The organism is Pseudomonas guariconensis (assembly GCF_015680235.1).
Lineage (GTDB): Bacteria > Pseudomonadota > Gammaproteobacteria > Pseudomonadales > Pseudomonadaceae > Aquipseudomonas > Aquipseudomonas guariconensis_A.
Genome location: NZ_JADLJL010000043.1, coordinates 1 through 25,964, shown reverse-complemented (window position 1 = coordinate 25,964; position 25,964 = coordinate 1). Strand labels below are relative to the sequence as shown.

Genomic DNA, 25,964 nt, shown 5'->3' with positions numbered 1-25,964 from the left:
TAACCTGATAGGTGATACATGGCAGGCGCAAAAGAGATTCGCAGTAAGATTGCGAGCATCAAAAGCACGCAAAAAATTACCAGCGCCATGGAGAAAGTGGCGGTCAGCAAGATGCGCAAGGCTCAACTGCGCATGGCTGCTAGCCGTCCTTACGCGGAGCGTATCCGCCAGGTGATCGGTCATCTGGCCAACGCCAACCCGGAATACCGCCACCCGTTCATGATCGAGCGCCCTGTAAAGCGCGCCGGTTATATCGTGGTGAGCAGTGACCGTGGTCTGTGCGGTGGCTTGAACACCAACCTGTTCAAGGCCCTGGTCAAGGACATGAACGAAAACCGCGAACAGGGCGTGGAAATCGACCTGTGCGTGATCGGCAGCAAGGGTGCGACTTTCTTCCGCATCTTTGGCGGCAACGTCGTAGCCGCGATCAGCCATCTGGGCGAAGAGCCATCGATCAACGACCTGATCGGCTCCGTCAAGGTGATGCTGGACGCCTACCTGGACGGCCGTATCGATCGCCTCTCGGTGGTTTCGAACAAGTTCATCAACACCATGACCCAAAAACCGACGGTCGAGCAATTGGTACCGTTGGTGGCAACCCCGGATCAGGATCTCAAGCATCACTGGGACTACCTGTACGAACCCGACGCAAAAGAGCTGCTGGACGGCTTGATGGTGCGTTACGTGGAGTCGCAGGTGTACCAGGCGGTGGTCGAGAACAACGCTGCTGAACAAGCGGCCCGGATGATCGCCATGAAGAACGCCACAGACAACGCCGGTGACCTGATCAGCGAACTCCAGCTGATTTACAACAAGGCGCGTCAGGCTGCGATCACCCAGGAGATCTCGGAAATCGTCGGCGGCGCTGCCGCGGTTTAACGGTTCAAATATTCAGAGGATCCAGCTATGAGTAGCGGACGTATCGTTCAAATCATCGGCGCCGTCATCGACGTGGAATTCCCACGTGACGTCGTGCCGAGTGTTTACAACGCGCTGAAAGTACAAGGCGCGGAAACCACCCTGGAAGTTCAGCAGCAGCTGGGCGACGGCGTGGTTCGTACCATTGCGATGGGCTCCACCGAAGGCCTGAAGCGCGGTCTGGATGTCGTCGACACCGGCGCTGCCATTTCCGTTCCGGTTGGTAAGGCCACCCTGGGCCGTATCATGGACGTTCTGGGCAACCCGATCGACGAAGCTGGCCCGATCGGCGAAGAAGAGCGTCGTGGTATCCACCAGAAAGCACCTTCGTTCGCTGACCAGGCAGGCGGCAACGACCTGCTGGAAACCGGCATCAAGGTAATCGACCTGGTCTGCCCGTTCGCCAAGGGTGGTAAGGTTGGTCTGTTCGGTGGTGCCGGCGTCGGCAAGACCGTAAACATGATGGAACTGATCCGTAACATCGCCATCGAGCACAGCGGTTACTCCGTGTTCGCCGGTGTGGGTGAGCGTACTCGTGAGGGTAACGACTTCTACCACGAGATGAAGGACTCCAACGTTCTCGACAAGGTAGCGCTGGTCTACGGTCAGATGAACGAGCCACCAGGAAACCGTCTGCGCGTAGCGCTGACCGGCCTGACCATGGCTGAGAAGTTCCGTGACGAAGGTAACGACGTTCTGCTGTTCGTCGACAACATCTATCGTTACACCCTGGCCGGTACCGAAGTATCCGCACTGCTGGGCCGTATGCCTTCGGCAGTAGGTTATCAGCCGACCCTGGCCGAAGAGATGGGCGTTCTGCAAGAGCGTATTACTTCGACCAAAGAAGGTTCGATCACCTCGATCCAGGCCGTTTACGTTCCTGCGGACGACTTGACCGACCCGTCGCCAGCCACCACCTTCGCCCACTTGGACGCCACCGTCGTTCTGTCCCGTGACATCGCCTCCCTGGGTATCTACCCAGCGGTCGACCCACTGGATTCGACCTCGCGCCAGCTGGACCCGAACGTGATCGGCAACGAGCACTACGAAACTGCCCGTCAGGTCCAGTATGTTCTGCAGCGCTACAAAGAGCTGAAGGACATCATCGCGATCCTGGGTATGGACGAACTGTCCGAAGCCGACAAGCAACTGGTAGCCCGCGCTCGTAAGATCCAGCGCTTCCTGTCGCAGCCGTTCTTCGTGGCCGAAGTCTTCACCGGTTCGCCAGGCAAGTACGTTTCCCTGAAAGACACCATCGCTGGCTTCAGCGGCATCCTCAAAGGTGACTACGACCACCTGCCAGAACAAGCGTTCTACATGGTCGGCAGCATCGACGAAGCGATCGAGAAAGCCAAGAAACTGTAATCCCGGCGCCCCGCAAGGGGCGCTAATCAGGTTGAGGCAAGCAGATGGCTATGACAGTCCATTGCGATATCGTCAGCGCGGAAGGAGAGATCTTCTCCGGCCTGGTCGAGATGGTAGTAGCGCACGGCAACCTGGGCGATCTGGGTATCGCTCCAGGCCACGCGCCGCTGATCACCAATCTCAAGCCTGGTCCGATCACGCTGACCAAGCAGGGTGGCGATCGCGAGGTGTTCTACATCTCCGGTGGTTTCCTGGAAGTGCAGCCGAACATGGTCAAGGTACTCGCCGACACCGTGCAGCGTGCAGCCGACCTGGACGAAGCCTCCGCTCAGGATGCCGTCAAGGCAGCTGAGAAGGCCCTGCATGAGAAAGGCGCGGATTTCGACTACAGTGCCGCATCCGCACGTCTGGCCGAGGCCGCAGCCCAGCTGCGTACCGTCCAGCAGATCCGCAAGAAGTTCGGCGGTTGATACCGCAGGCTTCATGCAGATTGAGAAAAAGGGTAGCCATCGGCTACCCTTTTTCTTTTTTGAATTCCCATTACACGGTCATGCCACTGACCGCCCAGGATTGGTAGCCAGTCAATGTCTCTCGATATCGTTATTCTCGCCGCCGGCCAAGGTACCCGCATGCGCTCGGCGTTGCCCAAGGTACTGCACCCGGTCGCCGGCAATTCCATGCTGGGCCACGTTATCCACAGCGCTCGCCAGCTGCAGCCCAAGGGTATCCACGTGGTTATCGGCCATGGGGCGGAACTGGTACGCGAGCGCCTGGCTGCGGACGACCTGAATTTCGTCATGCAGGACAAACAACTGGGCACCGGCCATGCCGTGGCCCAGGCGCTGCCGGCGATTACCGCAGACACCGTGCTGGTGCTCTACGGTGATGTGCCGCTCATCGAGGTGGAAACCCTGCAGCGCCTGTTGGCCAAGGTCAGCGACAGCCAGCTGGGCCTGCTGACCGTCAATCTGGAAGACCCGACTGGCTACGGCCGTATCGTTCGCGATGAACAGGGCCAGGTAGCGGCGATCGTCGAGCACAAGGATGCCAGCGAGGCACAGAAGGCGATCAAGGAAGGCAACACGGGCATCCTTGCCATGCCTGCAGCGCGCCTGGCCGACTGGATGGGCCGGCTGTCCAACAACAACGCCCAGGGCGAGTACTACCTCACGGACGTGATTGCCATGGCCGTGGCCGATGGCCTGGTGGTCGCTACCGAGCAGCCCCACGACCCGATGGAAGTGCAGGGCGCCAACGATCGTCGCCAGCTGTCCGAGCTGGAACGGCACTATCAGCTGCGCGAAGGTCGTCGCCTGATGGCCCAGGGCGTGACCCTGCGCGACCCGTCGCGCTTCGATGTGCGTGGCGAAGTGACCGTTGGTCGCGATGTGCTGATCGATATCAACGTGATCCTCGAAGGCAAGGTGGTGATCGAGGACGACGTGCAGATCGGCCCGAACTGCGTCATCAAGAACAGCACCCTGCGCAAGGGCGCGATCATCAAGGCCAATAGCCACCTTGAAGGGGCCGTGATGGGCGAGGGCAGCGATGCCGGCCCGTTCGCCCGTTTGCGCCCCGGCAGTGTGCTCGAGGCCAAGGCCCATGTGGGTAACTTCGTCGAACTGAAGAACGCTCACCTGGGCGAAGGCGCCAAGGCCGGTCACCTGACCTACCTGGGTGACGCCGAGATTGGCGCGCGCACCAACATCGGCGCCGGCACCATCACCTGCAACTATGATGGGGCCAACAAGTTCAAGACGGTGATGGGCGAGGACGTGTTCATCGGCTCGAACAATTCGCTGGTCGCGCCTGTGGAAATCCAGGCCGGCGCCACCACGGCTGCTGGTTCGACCATTACCCAGACCGTCGAAGCTGGGCAGCTGGCGGTCGGGCGTGCACGGCAGCGCAACATCGACGGCTGGAAGCGGCCGGAGAAGATCAAGAAAGACTGAGTTATCCACAGACCGTTATGCACAGGCCGGCTTATGTGAATAAGTCGGCCTTTATTTTTTGTGGGCCACTGTGCGGCCCTGTCGCGGCACAAGGCCGCCCACAGCTTGCAATCGCCTGTAGGAGCGGCCTTGCCCCGCGAAAAGGCTGCAAAGCAGCCCCCTGGCCCTGAAAGCGCAGATCCCTTGACGAATCCCGCATCTTAGGTTTTGATTGCAACCATTATCTTTCGAATCGAAACTTAAACCCGAAATGTCGAAACGAAACACCCCCCAACGTCGACACAATATCCTGGCCCTGCTCAACGAGCAGGGCGAGGTGAGCGTGGACGCCTTGGCCAAGCGTTTCGAAACCTCCGAGGTGACCATCCGCAAGGACCTGGCCGCGCTCGAAGCCAACGGCCTGCTGCTGCGCCGCTATGGCGGCGCCATTCCCGTCCCCCAGGAGATGCTGGTGGAAACCGTGCAACCGGTTTCCAGCCACAAGCAGGCGATCGCCAAGGCAGCGGTAGGGCGTATCCGCGAACATGCGCGCATCATCATCGACAGCGGCAGCACCACGGCCGCCATGATTCCTCAGCTGGGCCGCCAGCCTGGCCTGGTGGTGATGACCAATTCCCTGAACGTGGCTCGCGCCATCAGTGAACTCGAGCATGAACCGGTGCTGCTGATGACCGGCGGCACCTGGGACCCCCATTCCGAATCCTTCCAGGGCCAGGTCGCCGAGCAGGTACTACGCTCTTACGACTTCGACCAACTGTTCATCGGTGCCGACGGCATCGACCTGGCCCGTGGTACCACCACCTTCAACGAATTGCTCGGCCTGAGCCGGGTGATGGCGGAGGTGGCCCGGGAAGTGATCGTCATGGTCGAGTCGGACAAGGTAGGGCGCAAGATCCCTAACCTCGAGCTGCCTTGGGGCAGCGTCAACACCCTCATTACAGACGATCGCCTGCCGATGGAGGCACGCGAACAGATTCAAGCCCGCGGCATCAACCTGATCTGCGCCGCGATCAGCCAGGAGCAATAATCATGTGTGGAATCGTTGGGGCCGTAGCCGAACGTAATATCACCGCCATCCTCATCGAAGGCCTCAAGCGCCTGGAATACCGCGGGTACGACAGCGCCGGCCTGGCGGTCTTCACCCAGGCCGGTGAGCTGGAGCGTCGCCGTCGCATTGGCAAGGTCAGCGAACTGGAGGCCGCCGTGGCAGCCGAACCGCTGGCCGGCCAGCTGGGTATCGCCCACACCCGTTGGGCCACCCATGGTGCGCCAAGCGAAACCAACGCCCACCCGCACTTCTCCAACGACGACGTGGCGGTGGTGCACAACGGCATCATCGAGAACCATGAAGCCCTGCGTGAAGAGCTCAAGGACCTGGGCTATGTCTTCGCTTCGCAAACCGACACCGAAGTCATCGTCCACCTGATCCACCATACCCTCAAGACCGTCCCCGACCTCACCGATGCCCTCAAGGCGGCGGTCAAGCGCCTGCATGGCGCCTACGGCCTGGCGCTGGTCAGCAAGCAGCAGCCGGACCGCCTGGTCGCCGCGCGCAGCGGCAGCCCGCTGGTGATCGGCCTGGGCCTGGGCGAAAACTTCCTGGCGTCCGACCAGCTGGCGCTGCGCCAGGTCACCGACCGTTTCATGTACCTCGAAGAAGGCGACATCGCCGAGATCCGCCGTGACCAGGTGAGCATCTGGGACCAAGCCGGGCACAAGGTGCAGCGCGAGGCCGTGCAATATCACGAAGGTGCAGAAGCCGCCGATAAAGGTGCCTACCGCCACTTCATGCTCAAGGAGATCCATGAGCAGCCGAACGTGGTCCAGCGCACTCTGGAAGGCCGCCTGGGCAAGGACCACGTCATGGTCCAAGCCTTCGGCCCACAGGCTGCCGAGCTGTTCGCCAAGGTGCGTAACGTGCAGATCGTCGCCTGCGGCACCAGCTACCATGCCGGCATGGTCGCCCGTTACTGGCTGGAAGAACTGGCCGGCATTCCTTGCCAAGTGGAAGTGGCCAGCGAGTTCCGCTACCGCAAGGTGGTGGTGCAGCCGGACACCCTGTTCGTCTCCATTTCCCAGTCTGGCGAAACCGCCGACACCCTGGCGGCGCTGCGCAACGCCAAGGAGCTGGGCTTCCTGGGCAGCCTGGCTATCTGCAACGTAGGTATCAGTTCGCTGGTGCGCGAATCCGACCTGACCCTGCTGACCCTGGCCGGCCCGGAAATCGGCGTGGCATCGACCAAGGCCTTCACCACCCAGCTGGTTTCGCTGATGCTGCTGACCCTGGCCCTGGGCCAGGTGCGCGGCACCCTGCAAGCCGGTGTCGAGGCCGAACTGGTGGAAGAACTGCGCCGCCTGCCAGCCCGCCTGGGCGAAGCGCTGGCAATGGACGGCATCGTCGAGAAGACCGCCGAACTGTTCGCCGACAAGCATCACACCCTGTTCCTCGGCCGTGGCGCCCAGTACCCGGTGGCCATGGAAGGTGCGCTCAAGCTCAAGGAGATCTCCTACATCCATGCCGAATCCTACCCCGCGGGCGAGCTCAAGCACGGCCCGCTGGCACTGGTGGACAGCGACATGCCGGTGGTCACCGTGGCACCGAACAACGAACTGCTGGAGAAGCTCAAGTCCAACCTGCAGGAAGTGCGTGCCCGTGGTGGCGAGCTGGTGGTGTTCGCCGATGAACAGGCTGGCATGACCAACGGCGAAGGCACCCACGTGATCAAGGTCCCGCACATCATCGATGCGCTGGCGCCGATCCTCTACACCATCCCGCTGCAGCTGCTGTCGTACTACGTGGCGGTGCTCAAGGGTACTGACGTCGACCAGCCGCGTAACCTGGCGAAGTCGGTGACTGTGGAATAAGGTGATTCGGTTTCGATACGCGGTGGCTTTTGGCAACCAAAACTGTCGCTGAAGTAGGGAGTCGCCACTGGCTAATGCCGGTCAGTTAAAGCAATTGGGGCTGCATAGCAGCCCTTTTTGTTGATCTGTTACGCATGCTGTAACCATCAGCTCTTGGGCGTTCGGTGGCCCTTACGGTCATCGGGCAGCCCCCACATGACCACGCCTGCGCATAGGAAGCAGAACGGCGCCAGGACGAGCATCCCCATGTAGGTATTGCCCGTCATGTCATTGATATACCCCACCAACGTCGGTGCCACGATACCGCTCACCTGACCGATGCTATTGATGGCGGCAATGCTGACCGCAATCGCCAAGCCATCGAAGGCCTTCTGTGGGATGGTCCAGAAAATCGGAATGGCGATGAAAATGCCGGAGGTGGCCAGCACCAGGAAAGCGGTCAGCGCATAGGTCTGGCCATTGAAGCCACATGCCGCCAAGTAGCCGACACCCCCTACCAGCATGCAGCCCCAAAGATAGCGCTTGCGTTCCCCGCTGGCATCCGAGCGGCGTGTGACTATGACCATGCCAATAGCCGCGAACAGATAGGGTAGGGCTGTCAGCAGGCCCACTGCCAGTGGGCTGCTTGCTCCGGCTGCGCTGATCAGGTGCGGCATCCAGAAATTCAGCCCGTAGGCCGTCAGTTTGATCATGAAGTACACGCTCGCCAGCACCAGCACCTCCCGCGTGCACAAGACCTTGAGCAAAGGCGCCTGCCGTGGCGGCTCGATGCTTCTGTCGCTCTCCAGATTACGCAGCAGTACGGCTTTTTCATCTTCCTTCAACCAGGACGCGGAGCGGATGTCGGCGTCGAGCTTGAACAGCACAACAACCCCCAGCAGCGCGCACGGCAGCCCCGAGAGGACGAACAACCAGTGCCAGCCCGCGAGGCCGAGGAAGCCGTCGAGGTACTGAAGGATCAGCCCGGACAGCGGAGCGCCGAGCATGCCCGACAGTGGAATAGAGAGAAACCAAATGCCGTTGATGCTCGCCAGGTGTTTCTTGGGAAACCAGCAGGCCAGGTAAAACAGCAAGGCGGGCCCGAATCCGGCTTCCATCACGCCGATCAGAAAGCGCAGGAAGTACAAGGTGTATTCGTCGTAGGCGAACACCAGGCAGGCCGTGGCGATGCCCCACGACACCATGATTCGGCAGATCCAGTTGGGTGCTCCGTACTTTTTCAAGCCGTAGCTGCTGGGCACCTCGAACAACACATAGCCGAAGAAGAACACGCTGGCGGCGAAGCCATAGGCAGCATCGCTCAGGCCCAGTTCTGCCTGCATCTGGGTCTTGGCGAAGCTGATGTTGATGCGGTCGAAGTAGGAGAAAAGGAAGCAGATGATCGTCAGCGGCAGTATTCGCCAGGCAATGCGCCGGTAGAGCAGCAGTTCGCGCAGGTCCGTCTCAAGCTCGGTTGCTCGTGGTGCCAGGGTAGTCATGGCAGTTCTCCTGTTTGTAATTGTTGGAAGGAGCCTTGCAGCGGGTGTAGCGACTACAGGATGCGGGCCAGGCGGAAGCCGATGTTGCGGGCACGCCCGTCTTGCTTGAAGGCAGCACGGCTGGCTGAACGGACGAAGGCGGGGACGTTGCTCCAGGAGCCACCACGGATCACGCTGCGCTCGCACAAGGGGTCGGTCCACGCTCTTTCATTCCTGGGGGCGCCGGTGTAATCGGCGTGCCAGCAGTCGGCGGTGCGTTGCCAGACGTTGCCAAGCATGTCGTATAGGCCCCAGGGGTTGGCTGGGAATGAACCGGTCGGTGCGGTATTTACCCACTGATCAGCACCTTCGGCTCGGCCCGGGCAGCGTATCTGCTGCGGGCAATCGTCCTGGCCGTAGTTGGCATAGCGGCGGGCGATGTCGTTACCCCAACTGCGTGCGGTGGTGGTTCCGGCCCGGGCGGCATATTCCCATTGCGCTTCGCTTGGCAAGGCATAGCGCTGCCCGGTCTTGTCCTGCAACCAGGCGATGTAGCTGGCGATATCCGTCGTGCTGACGTTGATCACTGGTCGTTCGCCGCGCCCGAACCCCTCGTCGTTAGGGCGATAGCCGGCGCAACCGCCTTCGTTCAGGCATAAGTCCCATTGAGCGAAGGTGATGGGGCGCGTGCTGATGGCGAATGCGTGGTCGATGGCCACCACATGCTGTTGTTCGTTGCCGAAACGTCCTGCTTCGTCCGTAGGCGAACCCATGACGAAGCTGCCGGCGGGCACTGCGATGAGTTCCGGGCAGCCCACCTCACAGTCGCTGAAGCGCGGGCCGGCCTGGGCATGACCTTCGAGCTGTTGTTGCAGCGCTCGCGCCTGATACCTATCGATGGCATTCTGCGGCTGCTGGGCGGCGAGGTAGGCGGACAGGTTGTCGATCTGTGCATCGTCCAGGTGGCGGGTCGCGGTGTTCATCACCGGGTCGGTACGCTCGGCGCTTCTGAAGCGCCGAAGCTGGCGCGCCAGGTAGCTTGCTTTCTGCCCTGCAAGCGTCGGGTAGTCGCCCGCACCACCAACCCCGGCCACGCCGTGGCAGGCGCTGCAGGCCGGGACTTTGGCGCTCTGGTCGCCCGCGGCGTACAGTTCGCCGCCGGCAGCCAGGTCAGCCGCCTGGCTGTTGGCGGCCGGAGGTGCCGCACAGGCCTTGGGCTGTGCCGCTACCCGGCCACCTTGGCTGACACAGGTACCGCTGGGCACCATGGTCCATTCGCTCGGGTCGCGATCGTGCTGCGACATACCCGAGCAGGAGTGGAAGCAGGCAGTGTCTGCGCAATCGTTGTGACCCTGCATGGCCACGCCATAACACACTTCCATCGCTTCGGGTGGCGTCTGCGTGGCCTGAGCGTGTGCCGCAGCCAGGCCGGAAAGTGCCACTGAAACCAGCATTTCGCGCACGTTCATGGGCGCGCCGCCATTGCCAGGCGGCCGTGGCCAAGCGATGTAGGTGGCGGCATGCCTTGCAAGCGCAGTAGGTGGCTGTACAGGGCCTGGGCGGGAGGGCACAACCGCTCGCTATCAAGGGTGGCGATGCGCAGGTCATATGCCGACCATTCGTCTTCCAGAGGGATGGCAACCAGGTCGAAATGTTCGCTGACTTCCTCATAAAGCCGTCCGGACATGATGCCGATGCCCAGGTTGGTTGCCACCATACGGCATAGCGACTTGACGTCCGGCACATGGCCGCGCATGTCCGGGGCGTCGTGGTGCAGGGTTTCGTAGCGTTTGTAGATCGAGGTGTAGGCATGCATGCCGATATGGGGATAGGGCAGGGTCTGTTCGAAGTCGATAGGCCCGGCGCTGGCAAGCGGATGGTCCGGTGCGGTGATCAGCACCAGGCGGTCACTGCGGTAGGGCTCGCCCGGCAGTCGTTCGGTGCCATCCAATGAGACGAAAATTGCCAGGTCGGCTGCGCCGGATGCCATGACGTCGACCAGTTGCTCGCTTTCGCAGGCCTGCAGGTCGATGCGCACATGACCATGAGCCTGCATGTAATCGGTCAGGTCGGCGGCCAGCGACTGGCCGATGGCTGATGGGCTGGCGATGATCCGCACCCGGTCGTTGGCGGGCAACTGCCGGACCAGATCCTGGTGGATGTCCTGTACGCCTTGCAGCATCTGGCGTGCATGGCGCAGCAGGGTATGCCCGGCATTGGTCAGTTGCATGCCTTGGCCGTTGCGCAGGAACAGTGAAGCGCCCAAGGCCTTTTCCAGGCTCACCAGACGCTTGCTGGCGGCCGAAAGGGCGATACCTTCCCTACGCGAAGCGCGGGTCAGCGTGCCTTCTTCACTGATTGCGAGCAGCAGTTTCAAGGTAACGAGGTCAACATGGTACAGGAGGCTAATCGGGCACATGGCTAATCCTTGCTTGCGGCCGGCGGCCGGCTTTTCCATCAGATGGCCTGGCTCTGGTTATTGTTGGCTCAGGCCTCAGGCATCAGTGCTGGTCTCAGGCCAGACGTTGCAGCAACCAGGGAAAGCGCGCCAGATGGGCCGCTTCGAAGTCCCTGATCTGTCGTTCCTGCTGCAGTGTCAGACCGACATCGTCCAGGCCGTTGAGCAGGCAGTGCTTCTTGAAGGCATCGATCTCGAACTGGGCGCGCCAGCTGCCGTCGATGGTCTGCACGGTCTGGGCGGGCAGGTCCACCTGCAGTTGCATGGGCGAATGCTGGGCTTCGTGCCTGAACAGCCAGTCGACCTCGCTTTCGCTCAGCACGATCGGCAACAGGCCGTTCTTGAAGCAGTTCTGGAAGAAAATGTCGGCGAAGCTTGGGGCGATCAACACCCGAAAACCGTACTGCTCCAGCGCCCAGGGCGCATGCTCGCGCGAGGAGCCGCAACCGAAGTTGGTGCGCGCCAGCAGGATCGAGCAGCCTGCATAGCGCGGCTGGTTGAGGACGAAGTCCGGGTTGAGGGGGCGGGTCGAGCAGTCTTGCCCAGGCTCGCCGTGATCCAGATAGCGCCATTCGTCGAACAGGTTCGCAGCGAAGCCGGAGCGACGGATCGATTTCAGAAACTGCTTGGGCATGATCGCGTCGGTATCCACATTAGCGCGGTCCATGGGCGCAACGATGCCTTGCAATGTGTTGATCGGGTTCATTGCTGGCTCCTGTGAAATTCACGAACATCGACGAAGCGGCCAGTGACGGCGGCGGCGGCGGCCATGGCCGGGCTGACCAGGTGGGTGCGCCCGCCTTGGCCCTGGCGGCCTTCGAAATTGCGGTTGGACGTGGATGCACAGCGTTCGCCAGGTGCCAGGCGGTCATCGTTCATGGCCATGCACATAGAGCAGCCGGGCTCACGCCATTCGAAGCCGGCAGCCTTGAAGATGACGTCCAGGCCCTCCGCTTCAGCCTGGCGTTTCACCAGGCCAGAGCCGGGCACCACCATGGCGCGCTTGATGGTGCTGGCCACCTGGCGGCCATTGACGATAGCCGCTGCCTCGCGCAGGTCCTCGATGCGTGAATTGGTGCATGAACCGATGAAGATCTTGTCCAGCGGAATCTCGGCGATCGGGGTGCCGGCAACAAGGCCCATGTAGGCCAGGGCCTGCTTGTAGCCCTCGCGCTTGACCGAGTCCTGTTCCTGCGCCGGGTCGGGCACGTTGCCGTCGACCGCACTGGTCATTTCAGGCGACGTCCCCCAAGTGACCTGTGGCTTGATGTCTCGTGCGTCGATGTAGACGCTGTGGTCGAAATGGGCACCCGGGTCCGAGTGCAGTGTCTGCCAGTAGGCCACGGCCTGATCCCATTGCGCACCGGTTGGGGCCAGGGGCTTGCCGCGCACGTAGTCCAGGGTGGTCTGGTCGAAGGCGATCATGCCCGCTCGCGCACCCGCTTCGATCGACATGTTGCACACGGTCATGCGCTGCTCCATCGACATGGCGGCGATGGTACTGCCGCAATACTCGATGGCGCAGCCAGTGGCACCCCCGGTGCCGATCAAGCCGATTACAGCAAGGATCACGTCCTTGGCGGTGACCCCGATGCCCAGCGGGCCGTCGATCTGAATGCGCATGACCTGCATCTTGCGCGCCAGCAGGGTCTGGGTAGTTAGCACATGCTCGACTTCGGAGGTGCCGATGCCATAGGCCAGGCAGGCGAAAGCGCCGTGGGTGGAGGTGTGCGAATCGCCGCATACCACTGTCATGCCCGGCAGCGTGGCGCCTTGCTCCGGGCCGACCACGTGCTCGATGCCCTGCCGTACATCGTCCATGCCCAGGTAGCTGATTGCGTTGCGGTGGGCATTGCTGGCAAGGGTCTGCACCTGCAGCCGCGAGAACGGGTCGCTGATGGGGCTGCCATCACGCGGGCTGGTCGGTACGTTGTGGTCGGCGATGGCCAGGTTCGAACTCGGGCGCCACGCCGAGCGGCCGCGCATGGCCAGCGCTTCGAAGGCTTGCGGGCTGGAGACTTCGTTGATCAGGTGGCGGTCGATGTACAGCAGGCCAGTGCCATCGGCACTGGTGCTGATCAGGTGGGTTTCCCACAGCTTGTCGTACAAGGTCCGCGGTGTGGCCGTTTGAGACATGGGAGTGCTCCTTGCAGGTGTCTCAAAATGTTACCAACGCTTCCGCAGGCCAGACGTGTCATATGCACATGGCTCCCATGCCGGTTGTTGAGGTCAATGATCCGCGAGGTAGCTGATCAGGCCGCGGGCGGTGGCGGTCAGGCGGGCGCTTTCGCGCGAGACCACGATCAGCTTGCGGGTTGCCCAAGCCTCGGTGATAGGCACGATCTTCAGGTCCAGTGCGCGGGTGTTGTATTCCGCCACCAACTGCGGCACCACGGCGACACCGAGCTCGGCGTGGACCATTCGGCACAGCACGTCGAGGCTTCGCACCTGGATGGTCAGCGACAGGTTCAGACCTTGCTCGGCGGCCTGGCGATTGAGCAGCTTCATCAGGCTGGTCTCCGGGCCCAGGCCCACCAGGCGCTCCTGAGTGATGCTGCCCAGGTCGACCGAGCTGAGCGAAGCCAGGCGATGCCGGGGTGGCACGATCAGCACCAGGCGGTCGGCGCGATAGGGGCGTGCTTCCATGCCTGCGGGCAAGTCCTGGGCATTGCAGATGCCGATCTCCGCGGTGCCCTCTTCGACACTGCGCAGTACCTCGGCGGAGGCGATTTCGTCCACGCGGATGTCCACTTCCGGGAACGTGCGCTGGAAGGATGCAAGGTCCTCGGGTAGGAACTGCACGATCGCCGACAGGTTGGCGGCAATTTTCACCGACCCTTTGGCGCCCACCTGAAACTGCGAAATCTCGGCGTTGAGATTCTCCAGGCTTTCGAGCACGGCACGCGCGTGGCGAGCGAGCATCTCGCCGACTGGGGTTACCGAAATCCCGCGGGACTGACGGTGGATCAACGGAGCGCCAATGAGTAGTTCGAGGTCGGAGATCCGTCGGCTTACGGCGGAGGGCGTAATGCATTCTCGCTCTGCAGCGCGGGCAATGTTCTGTTCCAGGTAGACCGCAAGAAACAGGCGCAGCGAGGTCAGGTCGAACTTACGCGTTAAATTGGTCACGGTAATAAACGGTCCTTGTTTATATTATGTTTTTTTGTTATTCGCACGAAGCGCAATTTATCGTAGCAGCTCTCGGTGCCCGTGCCGAATGAAACTTTTGTTAGCCCCCGTCGCCAGCACGGGCCTGCGCCAAGTGTTGAAGGGCCTTGAAAATTGGCGAATGGCTAACAGCGTTTGAGTCTGGCTAAGGTACGCCCTGAATTCGACGAGTGCGCTAACGGCATCAAACCCGTTGGGCAACGTGCTCGAGATTATCCAGGGAGAGTAAGGTTATGAATCACGTCGATGATCTGCTTACGTTTATCGAACGCTACCAGGTGCACGGCAGCGCCGGACGCGCGCCCTATCTGCTTGATCAGCCGCTTCGCCAAGCGGTTCTGGACCTTTGCCAGAGCCTTCAGAAACGTGGCTTTGCGGCAGATGCCGAAGCGCTGCAAAAGATCAACGCAGTATTGGCGAATATATATGAATATCGCTTCTCTCTGCCCGGCGCCAACGCCGTTGATATTGATGTGTCATCACTGTTCTCGGATATCTGCGCCCTGCTCGAACCGGTGATTCTTGAAGCTGAAATTGCCAAGATTCCCGCCGATATATTTGATCAACTGCCCACGACCAGTGAAGCTTTCGTTGAATGGCTGAAGCAATACATCATTCAACACCCGGCCGGCTCTCATGCCTTCTTCAATTATCTGAAAGATGAATCCAGCCGTGAGGGCATGAAAATGTTTCTTGCCCAGGAAACCACATTGGACCCACGTTTCGATGACATCCTGGCCTTGATGCAGGTCGGCGTGACCGGGGCCGAGAAGATGGAAATTGCCAAGAACTATTTCGATGAAATGGGCAATGGCCAGGAGGACGAAGTGCATACGGTCCTGTTCAGCAAAGCGCTGACTGCGCTGGGTATCGACCAGTCCTACATCGACCGGATCCTGCTGCCCGAAGCCTTGCTGTGCGGCAACCTTTCCGCCTGCCTGGCCTTGAGTACGCGTCATCACTACAAGGCCATTGGCTATTTCGGTGTCACCGAATTCCTCGCTCCTCGTCGTTTCAAGAAGATGGTCGCTGGCTGGCGCCGCCTGGGCCTGCCTGAAGCGGGCGTGGAATACCATGACCTGCATATTCGCGTGGATGCCATTCATGGCAAGGGCTGGTTCGACAATGCGATCGAGCCCGCCGCCCGACGTGACCCCGCCTTGATCAAGGAAATCCTGTTCGGTGCGCTGATCCGCCTGAGCTCGTCGCAAGCCTACCTTGACCGCCTATTGCAGACGGTCAAGGGGCTGGGTTACGTGCAAGCGGTGCGGGCGCACGTCGACAGCGCCGTGGCATGAGGGGCGGTGCGATGGATAGCCCTGTCATGACGTCCCCGCGTCCTGCTTCGGCATCGCTGGGGCTGGAGCGCCTGGCAAGCTCGCAACTGGTAGGGGTTGCCCGCGAGGCATTTTCCCGCACCGGTGTGGACTTCCTGTGTTTTGGCGAAAGCGACCATCCTTGCCCGACAAGCACGGTACAGGCACTGACCCAGGCGCTGCAGCAAGGGCACACGCGCTACCCGGATATCCGCGGTATCCCGGCGCTTCGTGAAACGCTGGCGCACTACCTCAGCGGGCTGCACCAGGTGGCGGTGGACGAGTCGCGCATCGCGGTGACGGCATCGGGCATGGCCGCGCTGAATGTGGCGTTCGCCAGCCTGGTCCAGGCCGGCGACACCGTAGTGGTGATCGGCCCGTGCTGGCCCAACCCCTGCAATCTGGCGCAATTGCGCGGTGCACGGGTCAGGCGGGTGGCACTGCGCCAGAGCGCCAGCGGTTTCCTCCTCGACCTTGAAGAACTGCAAGCAATGCTGTGGGGCGCCAAGGTGCTGGTGTTGAACTCGCCGAACAACCCCACCGGCTGGACCGCAAGCAAGGACCAACTACGCCGCATTCTGGCGATGTGCCGGGCCCTGGGGGTCTGGGTGGTAAGTGACGAAGTCTATTCCCGCCTGACCTACGACGGCCGCGCTGCGGCACCTTCCATGCTCGAAGTGGCGGACGAAAATGACCGCCTGATCGTCTGCAACAGCTTCAGCAAGGGCTGGGCCATGACCGGCTTCCGGGTCGGTTGGCTGGTGCTACCGCAGGGCCAGCGCGATGCGATCGGCGAGGTGATCGAGCTGACCCACTCAGGGGTGGCACCTTTCAACCAGCTGGCTGCCATGGCTGCCTTGGGCGATACCGACTTCGTCGAGGGCTTCAGGGCCTATTGCGCGCGTGGCCGGGCCATTGTCAGCGACGCCTTGGCCGGGCTCGACAACGTCGTCTACAGCCCGCCCCAGGCGGCGTTCTATGCCTTTCTCAAGGTGCGCGGCCTGCGCAATAGCCATGACTTCGCATTGAACCTGGTGCGCGAGCATGGTGTGGCATTGGCCCCAGGTACGGCGTTCGGCGCCGATGGGGAAGGCTATCTACGCATCTGCTTCGCCCAGAAACCGGAATTGCTCGAGCGAGCCATGACCAAGCTGGTCAAGGCCCTGGGCCAGATTGCCTGAAACAGGAGGTTGCATGCCGTACGTGAATATCAAGGTTACCGATGAAGGTGTCACGCGTGAACAGAAGCAAGCGTTGATCGCCGGCGTGACCACTGTGTTGCAGGAAGTGCTGGGCAAGAACCCGCACACCACGACCGTGGTGATCGATGAGATCAATGTCGACAACTGGGGCCTGGCCGGCGTTGCCGTGCCGGAGTACCGCAGCCGTTTTGCCAAGACAACGACTGATAACAAGGAGAAGCAGACATGCTGACAGTTTGGGGGCGTGAACGAGGCCTGTGCGTGAAGAAGGTGCTTTGGTGCCTGGAAGACCTTGGCCTGAATTTCGAGCGCATCGACGCCGGCCGGCAGTACGGCCGTACCCACGAAGAGGAATACCTGCGGCTGAACCGCAACGGGCTGGTGCCGACCCTTCTGGACGACGACTTCGTGCTGTGGGAGTCCAACGCGATCATGCGCTACCTGGCCCGCCAGTACGGCAACGACACCCTGTATCCGCTCGAGCCTCGCCTGCACGCCGACGTCAACCGCTGGCTCGACTGGTCGATGGGTGCGCTGTGGCCGGACATCGTGCCACTGTTCACCTCCTTGATCCGGACGGAGCCGGCCAAGCGCGACCAGGCCGCGATCAAGGTGCAGTCCGAGCGCATCGCGCGCAACTGGCTGATCCTCGACGAATACCTGCAAGGCAAACAGTACGTGACCGGTGAGCATTTCACCATCGCTGACATCGCCTTGGGCGTGCTTGCCCAGACCTACGAAACATTCGAGCTCGACAACAAGCCCGATGCACCACACCTGGCCGCATGGTACGCACGCATCAGCGAGCGCCCAGGCTTCAAGCGCTATGCCGTGCTACCGCCGGAACAAGACCCCAGCGGGCACAAGTGAGGCCCAGGTGGCGATGCATGCATCGCCACCTGCATGTTTACCTGGAGAACAGTCATGCGATACAAGACACGTCCCGAGGGTGCCAACTGGGGCGACTTCGGTGCCGATGACCAACTCGGCAGGCTGAACCTGCTGACGCCGGAAAAGGTCCTGCAAGGGGTCGCCGAGGTGCGCGAGGGCCGCTCGTTCTGCCTGAGCCTGCCGCTTGACCTGCCCGGCGGTTCGAAATGGAACCCACGCCGGCAACCGCCAGTGCTTAAGCCGGTCAAGCGCAATGAGCAATCCAACATCGACTACCACCTCTGCCAGGACGACCCGCACTGGACCGATGTGCTCTGTGACCACACCGTTACCCTGTGCACGCAGTATTCCACCCAGTGGGACAGCCTGGCGCAGGTCGGCAGCTTGTACGACTTGCAGGGCGACGGGCAGTTGCAAAGCTGCTACTACAACGGATTTGCCGCCACCCCGGATGTGTTCGGCGAGGTGGTGCGCGAGCCGGATGCCGAAGGGCAACTGCCAGCGACGCCGGCCAAGGTGCTGGGGGTTGAGCACATGGCCGCGACGGGCGTGCAGGGGCGCGGCGTGCTGATCGATCTGGAGGCGCATTTCGGCCGGCAGCGACGGCGCGTCGGGTTCGAGGACATCCTGAAAGTGATGGAGCTCGACGGCGTTGAAGTGGAGCCTGGCGACATCGTTCTCTTCCATACCGGCTTCGCCCAGATGCTGGTGGATATGGGGGGAGACCCTGATGTGCACTTGCTGGAGCGCTCGTGCGTGGAGCTGGACGGACGCGACCCGAAACTGCTGGAATGGGTGAGCAGCAGCGGCATCGCCGCCATTGCCGCCGACAATCATGCGGTCGAGGCCTATGACCCGACAGACAAGCTGGACCTGCCAGCCTACCCGATTCTGCCGTTGCACAACCTGTGCCTGTTCAAGCTTGGCATCCACCTCGGCGAATTGTGGCACCTGACTCCGCTGGCGCAATGGCTGCGCGCGAACGGGCGTAGCCGCTTCCTGCTGACCGCGCCGCCACTCAGGCTGACGGGCGCGGTCGCTTCACCCGTTACACCAGTGGCGACGGTCTGATCGGCCGACGACATTTTCAAACCATATCGCAGGAGCGATGGCAATGCAGTGGCAACGTAACCTGGCAATCTGTTTCTTTGGATCGTTCATCAACATTGTTGCCATGACCGTGCTGCTGCCGTTCCTGCCTGTATATGTGGAGCACCTGGGCGTCACAGGCGATGCTGAAATTGCCCGCTGGTCCGGCATCGCCTACGCCGCGACCTTCTTCAGCGCCGCCTTGGTGGCGCCACTCTGGGGGCATCTGGCGGATCGCTACGGCAGCCGGCAGAACCTGATCCGGGCTAGTTTCGGCATGGTGGTCAGCATGGGCCTGATCGGCATGGCGCAGAGTGTCGAGCAACTGGTTGCACTGCGCCTGCTGGTCGGCCTGGCGGGTGGCTACACCTCGGGCTCCTATGTGCTGGTGGCGGCGCAAACGCCGAAGGACCGTTCGGCCTGGGCGCTGGGCGTGCTGTCGTCCGGAATCATGGCTGGCGGTCTGGTCGGCCCGCTGCTTGGCGGGGTGCTGCCCAATATCGTCGATATCCGTACCATCTTCCTTGGAGCCAGCGGGTTGATCTTCTTCAACTTCCTGGCCACTTGCCTGTTCATCACTTCGCCCAAGACACTGACCAAGACCGGCAAGACCACCGCCGCCAGCGAGGCCGCGGTGCGGCCAGACATGTCCATCGTCCTCACCATGCTGTTGGTGGCCATGATTCTGATGATGGCCAACATGTCCATCGAGCCGATCATCACGTTGTATGTGCGCAGCCTCGGCGTCAGCGCACAATCGGTCACGGTGCTGGCCGGATTCTGCATGGCGGCATCGGCGCTGGGCAGCATCCTCTCGGCACCACGTCTGGGTAAATTGGCTGATCGCATCGGCGCCTTGAAGGTCATCGTGCTGTGCCTGACCGTTGCTGGCTTGCTGTTGATTCCCCAGGCACTGGTCACCGAGGCCTGGCAGTTGGTCGCCTTGCGCCTGGCCATGGGGCTGGCGCTGGGTGGGCTGATCCCCTGCGTGTCGGCGGTGATTCGGCAGAACGTTGGCGCGCAGAGGGTCGGCAAGATGCTCGGCTATTCCACCTCGGCCCAGTACCTGGGGCAGGTCGCCGGCCCGGTACTAGGTGGCTTCGCCGCTGGGTCCCTGGGCCTGCGTTTCGTCTTCGGTGCCACCAGCCTGGTGCTGCTAGCAACGGCAGGCTGGTGCCTGTTGCTGTTGTTGCGCGGGCAGATGGACGGCAACGAGACCTCACTCAGCGACAACTGAACCAGCATGATGTTTGGGCACTGCTGCAGTGCCCATTTGGCAACTTGAACAGCCAAGTAATCCATTAAGGTGGTGGTACGGAGGATTACCATGAAAACCACCATTAACCTGGCAGGACGCATTCTTTACCTGAGCGATAACCCCCAGATCATGCAGCGGCAATTACAAGGCGAGGACTGCAGCCTCGCCCAGGCCGAACCGCTCAGGGACAACATTTCCACCGATGAGATCACGCCGGTCACCGTGATGCTCGACTATGACGAGCGTCTCGGTCGCTTCCCCTATGTTGGCTTCAAGTCAGCGGACACGATGCCGATTGGCGTCGATCAGGTCCGCCAGGGTGGTTTCAGCGTGACGGTGGCCGGTAGCCGCTATGGCAAGGGATCTTCCCGTGAATCCTCACCGCTGGCCGAGTTGTCGGCGGGCATCCGCCTGATCGTGGCTCGCAGCTTCGAGCGTATCTACCAGCAGAACTGCGACAACCTGGGCATCCTGACCACCACCGACTTCGGCGTGCTCGACCGGATCGCTGCTGGCGAGCCGATCTACCTCGAGGAGTTCCTGGAAGGGCGTGATGCGCTCACCCAGCAGATCATTCGCAGTGGTGGCCTGCTCAAGTACAGCCGTAGCCTGGACTGGTCGGCTACCCATCGTACGCCAGCGTTGCGAACGACCGGGCCGAAAACGCTGGTGGAAAAGATCATCGAACGCCACCTCCATGCCCAGTCACCGAAACCTGAAGTTGGCGTTGGTGTGTTCATCCGCGCCGACCTGCGCTTCAGTCACGACTACTTCACTGGCATGTGCGCGCACCTGTTGCATCAGGCTTACGGCGAGCCGGCGTCGCTGGTCGATCCGCAAAGCATCATTACTTTCGAGGACCATCTGGTCCTGGCCAGCGAAAGCGTGCCGCATATCGAGCAGAACTTATTGCCTGGCATCCGCCACCTGGTCGATGGCCATGAGCGTTTCAGCCGGCGCTACCCGGTGCGCAGTCATGGTGCGGACAAGCAGCGCGGTGGCTCCGAAGGCATCTGCCACGCCTTGATGATCGAACGCTATGCCTTGCCGGGCCAGGTGGTCATCGGCACCGATTCGCATACCCCGCACTCCGGGGCGTTGGGTTGCCTGGCCTTCGGTGTGGGCGCCAGCGATATGACCCACAGCTGGCACACCGGGCACGTACGGTGCAAAGTGCCGGAAACGCTGCGTATCGAGGTCAGCGGGGAACTGGCCGAAGGGGTCATGGCCAAGGACCTGGTGCTGCACCTGCTGCGCCTGGACTTCATACGCCAGGGCAAGGCCATCGGGTGTGTATTCGAGTTCGGCGGCTCGGCCGTCCGCCAGATGAGCGTCGATGAACGAGCGACCCTCACCAACATGGTGGCCGAGTTGGGTGGCATGACCGGTATCGTCGAGCCGGACGATCAGGTCGTGGCGTTCCTGCGCGAACGGCGCGGGGTCGAAGTACAGCTGGAACCGTGGATGTGCAGCGACCCGGACGCTGTGTACCGAGATGTGCTGCAAATCGATGCGTCGCAAGTGAGTGTGATGCTTGCGGCGCCCGGTGACCCCGGAAATGGTGTGGCAATCTCCGACGTGGCCGGCCCAGTGCGGGTGGACATCGCCTATGGTGGCTCCTGCACGGCAGGCAAGCGCAGCGACTTCGACGCTTATCATGAGGTGATCCAGTGGGCCCAGGCCAACGGCATCGTGCAGGCGTCGCACACCAGGTTCTTTCTCCAGTTCGGTACCGCCGATGTGCATGACTATTGCCGGGACCAAGGCTACCTGGAAACCTTCCGCCAGGCTGGTGTGCAGTTGATCATGCCGGGCTGTGGTGCCTGCGCGAACTGCGGGCCTGGCCAGTCGACCTCAGCGGACCAAGTGACTGTCAGCGCCATCAACCGCAATTTTCCTGGGCGTTCAGGGCCGGGCAGCGTATGGCTTGCCAGCCCTTATACAGTGGCGGCAAGTGCCCTGGCTGGCAGCCTGACCAGCTTTGCTCAGTTGCAAAGCGGTCATGCAGTAGCCGGCTAGACCACCAGCAGCTGGTCCATGACCCAGCGGCGCAGCAATGCGCCGCTTTGCTCGATGCGCTGTGCGTCGGGGCAATCGATAGGGTGATGGTCATAGGCGACCAGCATCGCCTTTTCCAGCGAGCAGCCCGCTTGCAGCGCCTGTAGCGAGGCGTATTCGTAAGGCGGCACCCAGCGTACCCATACCTGCCAGCGCAGCCGATGCACGAGGAATTGCGGTAGCGCTTGCCCTGCGTTCGCAGGCGTCGAATGGGTATAGGCGTGATAGGCCGGCCAGGAGCTGGTCAGCAGTTGACAGGCCGGGTGCAGCCGTACTTCATGCTGCAGGCCTGCCTGGCTGTCGGCGAGGATTTCGGTCGCACTCAAGGCAGGGGTGTTGGCCGCACGGTTGCTGTGGTGTACGGCCCACTCCAGGTGAGCCAGCAGCGCCAGGTCCGACCCACGGCCAAACGCAGGTTGTCGCTCGAGAAAATCCCCCAGCCGGTCACCGAACGAACCCAAGTCACCTTCTGTGGATGGATGGTGGTGCCCATATTGCTCGCACAGCTGCGCAAAAACCCTGGGCGCAAGCTGCTTACGCAGCTTCGGATAGATCAGCCCCAAGGTACGCTGCTGCTGTGCCTCCAAGCGACGCCGATAATGGTCGATGCCCTGGCGGGCCTGGCCTGATGTGACCCAGGCCTCCAGCGCGGTCTCATCGGAGCCGTTCAAGGCGGCGGCGAAATCCGCTTGCAGGCGAGCCAACTGTTCCAGTGTCATGCCAGGCAACGCGCGGCCAGGGCGCGGGCGATCTCAACCTGCCCCAGCAAGACATCCAAGCCAGGCAGTCGCACGTCCCACTCGATCATCGTAGGCACCGGGCCGAACCGGTGCAGGGCGTGTTGATAGAGGTCCCACACTGGCGGCTCGATCATCGAGCCATGATCGTCGATCAACCACCCCTGTTGCTGGCTGAAGCCTGCCAGGTGAATTTCGCCGACCAAGCCCGGCTCGATAGTGTCGAGTGCTTCGACTGCGCTCTCGCCATGGTTGTGCGCGTTAACGTACAAGTTGCTCAGGTCCAGCAAAATGCCGCAGCCGCTGTGGCGAGCCAATTCACACAGAAAGTGGGCTTCGCTGTATTGATCCACCTGATAGCGCAGCAAGGGGGCAAGGTTTTCAATCAGCAGTTGCCGGCCCAAGCGCTGCTGGATATGGATCAAGCGCGGCACCAGCAACGTCAGCGTGGCATCGACCATAGGCAGCGGCAGCAAGTCATTGAAGTGGCGGCCGCCATGGCTGCTCCAACACAGATGTTCCGAAACCTTGATCGGGCGCAGTGCCGAGCAGAGCGTCGCCAGGCGTTCGATAGCCGCTTCGGGCGGATTGTCCACCGAGCCCAGCCCCAGGCCCACGCCGTGCAGGCTGAGCGGGTAGCGCTGGGCGATCTGCTCCAAGACATGGCGGTCCCAGCCACCGTCGGCGAAGTAGTTCTCGGCGTGTACCTCCAGCCAGTCCACCTCGACCTGATTGTCGAGAAAAGCCTGATAGTGCAAGGGCCGTAGCCCTACGCCGATGATGGGCTGTGTCATGTCGGTGCGCTGCCAAGGGTGAGGGACCAGCCTAGCATGGGGCAGCACGCCGAACAGCGCTCGGACCCCTGCTGATTAAGCATGGCAGGCGTGCAAGCGCAGCAAGCCCGTCCAGGTCCATGCGCACCTCACCACCAACAGCAGGCCGCTGCTAGTGGCTTCGTGCCGGACAAGCCATCCTACTGGCCAGCACCTCGAACAACGCGTCGCACATACGATCCACTTCCGGCAAACCCCTCGCTCGCAAGCACCCATGCACCAGCCCATGGCCTGGAAAATACTCCACTGCCACCCCATCACCACGCAGCCGCTCGGCATACAGCAGCCCATCGTCACGCAGGGGGTCGAACTCGGCGACGCCGATGAAGGCTGGCGCCAGCCCGCACAGATCATGTGCGCGCAATGGCAAAGCCAGATAGCTCCGGGTGGATGCGGGCAGGTAGGCGTCCAGGCACGCCTGCAGGTCCTCGCAGGACAACAGCGGCGCATCGGCGCACGCGTGACGGGAGGCGGTGTTTTCGTCACCAAGGGCTGGGTAGATCAATACCTGGGCGCAGGGCTGCTGCTCATCGGCATCACGCAACGCCAGGCACAAGGCGGCGGCGAGGTTGCCACCGGCGCTGTCGCCGACCACTGCCATGCGCGAGCGATCGATAGGTTCGTCTACAACGCCGTCACGCAGAGCGCGCCAGGCTGCAAGGCTGTCCTCCAGTGCGGCGGGGAAGGGGTGTTCCGGTGCGAGCCGGTAATCCACGGCGACTATCAGCAACCCCAGCCGCATGGCCAGCTCTGCGCAGAAGAACGCGTGCGAATCGAGGTCGCCGAGTATCCAGCCCCCGCCGTGCAGGAACAGCGCAGTGGGCCAGCCGCCCGGTGGCGCTGGGCGTGCTGGGTAGTACAGCCGCAACGGTGGCAACTGGGCATGCCGCAGGTCGCGTACTTGCACGCCTGCCGGAGGCGGCGGGGTGAAGGCCGCTGCCATGCGCGAATAGGCCGCGCGTTGTGCGGCGAGCGAAGTGTCGGCCACGGCGAAGGCGCGGGTGCGCTCGACGAAGGCCGTCATGCCAGCCGACAGCGGATAGCGGGTCATTGTTGGCTGGCGACCAGCGTCGCGTCGGCCGGTTTGCCATCGAAGGTGGTCACCCCAGCGAGCCAGGTAGCGACCTGCTCTGGGTGGGCCTTGAGCCAGGCGCGGGCGGCCTCCAGCGGCGCAGTGCGGTCCAGGATGGGCTCCATCACCTGGCTCACGCCCTCGCTGGTGAAGCGCAGATTGTGCAGCAGCTTGGCGACGTTGCCGCACTGCTGCTGGTAGCCAGCAGCGGTCATGATCGAGACCGTGGCGGAGCCTTCGTTCGGGCCGAAGGCATCGTCGCTGCCGGAGAGGTATTTCATATCGATTTGCAGGTTCATCGGGTGTGGTTTCCAGCCGGCGAACACCACCCATTTCTGCTGATTGACGGCGCGCTTCACCGCCGTGAGCATGCCGGCCTCGCTGGACTCCACGCCCTGGAAGCCTTTGAGGCCGAACTTGTCCTGGTCGATCATCTGCTGGGTGATGCGGTTCATGCCGCTGCCCGGTTCGATCAGGTAGATCCGGTTGTTCAGCTTGTCACGGAATTTGGCGATATCGGCGAAGGTCTTCAGGCCTGCGTCATAGGCGTAGGCGGGGACGGCATAGGTGGATTGCGCATCGCTGAGGGTGGCCGGGGTGATGACGTCGATCTGCTGCTTGTCCAGGTAGGGTTTGGCCACCGATTGCATGGTTGGCTGCCAATAGCCGAGGAAGATGTCGAGGCGTTTCTCGGCCATGCCGGCGAGGATGATCTGCTGCGAGGCGCTGGTCTGCTTGACCTTGTAGCCTAGGCTGTCGAGCAGGGCCTCGGCCACTGCGCTGCTGGCCACCACATCGGTCCAGTTCACCGAGCCCATGCGTACGTTCTGGCAGGCGGCCGGCTCGGCGGCCCAGGTACCGCTGGCAACGCTCAACAGCGCGGCGCAGGTGGCCGCTGTGATCGATCGCTTCATGACTTCTCCCTCGGGACGTTATCGTTGTTATGTCGTGGAGCCCCGCGCGGCGGTGGCTGTCGATCACGTTACGGGCAGCCTGAAATAAAAAATCGCACTGTGGCGACCCGCAGTTGCACGGTGGCGACCGGGGAGCCAAAGGGTAGCAGGTGCCTGTCTTGGGGTTGTGTCGCTTGTGGGGGCTTGTCCCGCGATCGGATCAGGCCCGATATTGCCGTCGCCTGGCAAGGGCTTCGCCCTTGATCGCGGGGCAAGCCCGCTCCTACAGATTGCTAGCCGGACCTGTGGGAGCGGGCTTGTCCCGCGATTGTGTCAGGCCTGATATCGCCGTCGCCTGGCGAGGGCTTTGCCCTTGATCGCGGGGCAAGCCCGCTCCTACAGATTGCTAGCCGGACCTGTGGGAGCGGGCTT

The 25,964-nt window shown here is 62.1% G+C and carries 23 protein-coding genes; 13 read left to right on the top strand and 10 right to left on the bottom strand.

What is annotated here, in order from left to right; translation table 11 throughout:
• Positions 1–18: 18 nt before the first annotated feature.
• From atpG to glmS, 6 genes are all read left to right on the top strand, one after another.
• Positions 19–879: a F0F1 ATP synthase subunit gamma gene (atpG, locus tag IRZ56_RS21060; protein ID WP_023383133.1), complete on the top strand. Its 861-nt coding sequence runs from the start codon at positions 19–21 to the stop codon at positions 877–879.
• Between the two features lie 27 nt (positions 880–906).
• Positions 907–2,283 (top strand): F0F1 ATP synthase subunit beta, encoded by a 1,377-nt coding sequence (atpD, locus tag IRZ56_RS21055; protein ID WP_023383132.1) that lies wholly within the window; start codon positions 907–909, stop codon positions 2,281–2,283.
• 44 nt (positions 2,284–2,327) lie between these two features.
• Positions 2,328–2,753 carry a F0F1 ATP synthase subunit epsilon gene (locus IRZ56_RS21050; protein WP_043214185.1) on the top strand — a complete coding sequence of 142 codons (426 nt, stop codon included), beginning with the start codon at positions 2,328–2,330 and terminating at the stop codon, positions 2,751–2,753.
• Positions 2,754–2,867: 114 nt separating this feature from the next.
• Positions 2,868–4,235 carry a bifunctional UDP-N-acetylglucosamine diphosphorylase/glucosamine-1-phosphate N-acetyltransferase GlmU gene (glmU, locus tag IRZ56_RS21045; protein WP_196146719.1) on the top strand — a complete coding sequence of 456 codons (1,368 nt, stop codon included), beginning with the start codon at positions 2,868–2,870 and terminating at the stop codon, positions 4,233–4,235.
• A gap of 250 nt (positions 4,236–4,485) precedes the next feature.
• Positions 4,486–5,262 (top strand): DeoR/GlpR family DNA-binding transcription regulator, encoded by a 777-nt coding sequence (locus tag IRZ56_RS21040; protein ID WP_196146718.1) that lies wholly within the window; start codon positions 4,486–4,488, stop codon positions 5,260–5,262.
• Between the two features lie 2 nt (positions 5,263–5,264).
• The gene (gene glmS / locus IRZ56_RS21035; RefSeq protein ID WP_196146717.1) at positions 5,265–7,100 is read left to right on the top strand and encodes a glutamine--fructose-6-phosphate transaminase (isomerizing); all 1,836 of its coding nucleotides are present in this window, start codon (positions 5,265–5,267) and stop codon (positions 7,098–7,100) included.
• 146 nt (positions 7,101–7,246) lie between these two features.
• Here the strand turns inward: glmS and IRZ56_RS21030 are convergent, their stop codons facing one another.
• The 6 genes from IRZ56_RS21030 to IRZ56_RS21005 form a co-directional block, all read right to left on the bottom strand.
• Entirely contained in the window at positions 7,247–8,578 is a 1,332-nt protein-coding gene (locus tag IRZ56_RS21030) for an MFS transporter (protein WP_196146716.1), read from the bottom strand.
• A 53-nt stretch (positions 8,579–8,631) separates the two neighbouring features.
• Complete coding sequence (locus IRZ56_RS21025) at positions 8,632–10,026, bottom strand: SUMF1/EgtB/PvdO family nonheme iron enzyme (protein WP_196146715.1); 1,395 nt, start codon at positions 10,024–10,026, stop codon at positions 8,632–8,634.
• A complete protein-coding gene (locus IRZ56_RS21020) occupies positions 10,023–10,934 on the bottom strand; it encodes a LysR family transcriptional regulator (RefSeq protein WP_196146714.1) in 912 nt (303 codons plus the stop codon). The genes IRZ56_RS21025 and IRZ56_RS21020 overlap by 4 nt, the downstream gene beginning before the upstream one ends.
• A 136-nt stretch (positions 10,935–11,070) precedes the next feature.
• Entirely contained in the window at positions 11,071–11,721 is a 651-nt protein-coding gene (gene leuD, locus IRZ56_RS21015; RefSeq protein WP_196146713.1) for a 3-isopropylmalate dehydratase small subunit, read from the bottom strand.
• Positions 11,718–13,151 carry a 3-isopropylmalate dehydratase large subunit gene (leuC, locus tag IRZ56_RS21010; RefSeq protein ID WP_196146712.1) on the bottom strand — a complete coding sequence of 478 codons (1,434 nt, stop codon included), beginning with the start codon at positions 13,149–13,151 and terminating at the stop codon, positions 11,718–11,720. The genes leuD and leuC overlap by 4 nt, the downstream gene beginning before the upstream one ends.
• A gap of 93 nt (positions 13,152–13,244) precedes the next feature.
• Positions 13,245–14,144, bottom strand: coding sequence for a LysR substrate-binding domain-containing protein (locus tag IRZ56_RS21005; protein ID WP_196146711.1), 900 nt, complete (start codon positions 14,142–14,144; stop codon positions 13,245–13,247).
• A gap of 272 nt (positions 14,145–14,416) precedes the next feature.
• Between IRZ56_RS21005 and IRZ56_RS21000 the strand changes: the two genes are divergently transcribed.
• The 7 genes from IRZ56_RS21000 (at position 14,417) to IRZ56_RS20970 (ending at position 21,958) form a co-directional block, all read left to right on the top strand.
• Positions 14,417–15,481 (top strand): iron-containing redox enzyme family protein, encoded by a 1,065-nt coding sequence (locus IRZ56_RS21000; RefSeq protein ID WP_196146710.1) that lies wholly within the window; start codon positions 14,417–14,419, stop codon positions 15,479–15,481.
• Between the two features lie 26 nt (positions 15,482–15,507).
• Complete coding sequence (locus IRZ56_RS20995; protein ID WP_230390482.1) at positions 15,508–16,680, top strand: aminotransferase class I/II-fold pyridoxal phosphate-dependent enzyme; 1,173 nt, start codon at positions 15,508–15,510, stop codon at positions 16,678–16,680.
• Between the two features lie 13 nt (positions 16,681–16,693).
• Positions 16,694–16,933, top strand: coding sequence for a tautomerase family protein (locus IRZ56_RS20990; RefSeq protein WP_196146709.1), 240 nt, complete (start codon positions 16,694–16,696; stop codon positions 16,931–16,933).
• On the top strand, positions 16,927–17,571 hold the full coding sequence (locus IRZ56_RS20985) for a glutathione S-transferase family protein (RefSeq protein ID WP_196146708.1): 645 nt from the start codon (positions 16,927–16,929) through the stop codon (positions 17,569–17,571). Before IRZ56_RS20990 ends, IRZ56_RS20985 begins: the two co-directional genes overlap by 7 nt.
• A gap of 54 nt (positions 17,572–17,625) precedes the next feature.
• Positions 17,626–18,663: a cyclase family protein gene (locus tag IRZ56_RS20980; RefSeq protein ID WP_230381045.1), complete on the top strand. Its 1,038-nt coding sequence runs from the start codon at positions 17,626–17,628 to the stop codon at positions 18,661–18,663.
• A gap of 43 nt (positions 18,664–18,706) precedes the next feature.
• Positions 18,707–19,918: an MFS transporter gene (locus tag IRZ56_RS20975; RefSeq protein WP_230381044.1), complete on the top strand. Its 1,212-nt coding sequence runs from the start codon at positions 18,707–18,709 to the stop codon at positions 19,916–19,918.
• A 90-nt stretch (positions 19,919–20,008) separates the two neighbouring features.
• On the top strand, positions 20,009–21,958 hold the full coding sequence (locus tag IRZ56_RS20970) for an aconitase family protein (RefSeq protein WP_196146705.1): 1,950 nt from the start codon (positions 20,009–20,011) through the stop codon (positions 21,956–21,958).
• Here the strand turns inward: IRZ56_RS20970 and IRZ56_RS20965 are convergent.
• The 4 genes from IRZ56_RS20965 to choX all read right to left on the bottom strand — a co-directional run bounded on the left by IRZ56_RS20965 (position 21,955) and on the right by choX (position 25,553).
• Positions 21,955–22,716 carry a putative DNA-binding domain-containing protein gene (locus IRZ56_RS20965; RefSeq protein ID WP_196146704.1) on the bottom strand — a complete coding sequence of 254 codons (762 nt, stop codon included), beginning with the start codon at positions 22,714–22,716 and terminating at the stop codon, positions 21,955–21,957. The two genes, IRZ56_RS20970 and IRZ56_RS20965, sit on opposite strands and share 4 nt — an antisense overlap.
• Positions 22,713–23,528, bottom strand: a complete 816-nt coding sequence (locus tag IRZ56_RS20960) for a DUF692 domain-containing protein (protein ID WP_196146703.1) — start codon at positions 23,526–23,528, stop codon at positions 22,713–22,715. The genes IRZ56_RS20965 and IRZ56_RS20960 overlap by 4 nt, the downstream gene beginning before the upstream one ends.
• A gap of 151 nt (positions 23,529–23,679) precedes the next feature.
• On the bottom strand, positions 23,680–24,618 hold the full coding sequence (locus IRZ56_RS20955; RefSeq protein ID WP_230390481.1) for an alpha/beta hydrolase: 939 nt from the start codon (positions 24,616–24,618) through the stop codon (positions 23,680–23,682).
• The gene (gene choX / locus IRZ56_RS20950; protein ID WP_196146702.1) at positions 24,615–25,553 is read right to left on the bottom strand and encodes a choline ABC transporter substrate-binding protein; all 939 of its coding nucleotides are present in this window, start codon (positions 25,551–25,553) and stop codon (positions 24,615–24,617) included. Before choX ends, IRZ56_RS20955 begins: the two co-directional genes overlap by 4 nt.
• Between the last annotated feature and the right edge of the window lie 411 nt (positions 25,554–25,964).

Excerpts from the sequence above, each read along its gene's own strand:
- IRZ56_RS20970 (WP_196146705.1), top strand. The coding sequence starts at position 20,009 with ATGAAAACCACCATTAACCTGGCAGGACGCATTCTTTACCTGAGCGAT.
- IRZ56_RS20995 (WP_230390482.1), top strand. The coding sequence starts at position 15,508 with ATGACGTCCCCGCGTCCTGCTTCGGCATCGCTGGGGCTGGAGCGCCTG.
- IRZ56_RS20980 (WP_230381045.1), top strand. The coding sequence starts at position 17,626 with ATGCGATACAAGACACGTCCCGAGGGTGCCAACTGGGGCGACTTCGGT.
- IRZ56_RS21040 (WP_196146718.1), top strand. The coding sequence starts at position 4,486 with ATGTCGAAACGAAACACCCCCCAACGTCGACACAATATCCTGGCCCTG.
- choX (WP_196146702.1), bottom strand. The coding sequence starts at position 25,553 with ATGAAGCGATCGATCACAGCGGCCACCTGCGCCGCGCTGTTGAGCGTT.
- atpG (WP_023383133.1), top strand. The coding sequence starts at position 19 with ATGGCAGGCGCAAAAGAGATTCGCAGTAAGATTGCGAGCATCAAAAGC.
- IRZ56_RS20960 (WP_196146703.1), bottom strand. The coding sequence starts at position 23,528 with ATGACACAGCCCATCATCGGCGTAGGGCTACGGCCCTTGCACTATCAG.
- IRZ56_RS20965 (WP_196146704.1), bottom strand. The coding sequence starts at position 22,716 with ATGACACTGGAACAGTTGGCTCGCCTGCAAGCGGATTTCGCCGCCGCC.
- IRZ56_RS20990 (WP_196146709.1), top strand. The coding sequence starts at position 16,694 with ATGCCGTACGTGAATATCAAGGTTACCGATGAAGGTGTCACGCGTGAA.
- glmS (WP_196146717.1), top strand. The coding sequence starts at position 5,265 with ATGTGTGGAATCGTTGGGGCCGTAGCCGAACGTAATATCACCGCCATC.
- IRZ56_RS20955 (WP_230390481.1), bottom strand. The coding sequence starts at position 24,618 with ATGACCCGCTATCCGCTGTCGGCTGGCATGACGGCCTTCGTCGAGCGC.
- IRZ56_RS20975 (WP_230381044.1), top strand. The coding sequence starts at position 18,707 with ATGCAGTGGCAACGTAACCTGGCAATCTGTTTCTTTGGATCGTTCATC.
- atpD (WP_023383132.1), top strand. The coding sequence starts at position 907 with ATGAGTAGCGGACGTATCGTTCAAATCATCGGCGCCGTCATCGACGTG.
- leuD (WP_196146713.1), bottom strand. The coding sequence starts at position 11,721 with ATGAACCCGATCAACACATTGCAAGGCATCGTTGCGCCCATGGACCGC.
- leuC (WP_196146712.1), bottom strand. The coding sequence starts at position 13,151 with ATGTCTCAAACGGCCACACCGCGGACCTTGTACGACAAGCTGTGGGAA.
- IRZ56_RS21000 (WP_196146710.1), top strand. The coding sequence starts at position 14,417 with ATGAATCACGTCGATGATCTGCTTACGTTTATCGAACGCTACCAGGTG.
- IRZ56_RS20985 (WP_196146708.1), top strand. The coding sequence starts at position 16,927 with ATGCTGACAGTTTGGGGGCGTGAACGAGGCCTGTGCGTGAAGAAGGTG.
- IRZ56_RS21030 (WP_196146716.1), bottom strand. The coding sequence starts at position 8,578 with ATGACTACCCTGGCACCACGAGCAACCGAGCTTGAGACGGACCTGCGC.
- glmU (WP_196146719.1), top strand. The coding sequence starts at position 2,868 with ATGTCTCTCGATATCGTTATTCTCGCCGCCGGCCAAGGTACCCGCATG.
- IRZ56_RS21050 (WP_043214185.1), top strand. The coding sequence starts at position 2,328 with ATGGCTATGACAGTCCATTGCGATATCGTCAGCGCGGAAGGAGAGATC.
- IRZ56_RS21025 (WP_196146715.1), bottom strand. The coding sequence starts at position 10,026 with ATGAACGTGCGCGAAATGCTGGTTTCAGTGGCACTTTCCGGCCTGGCT.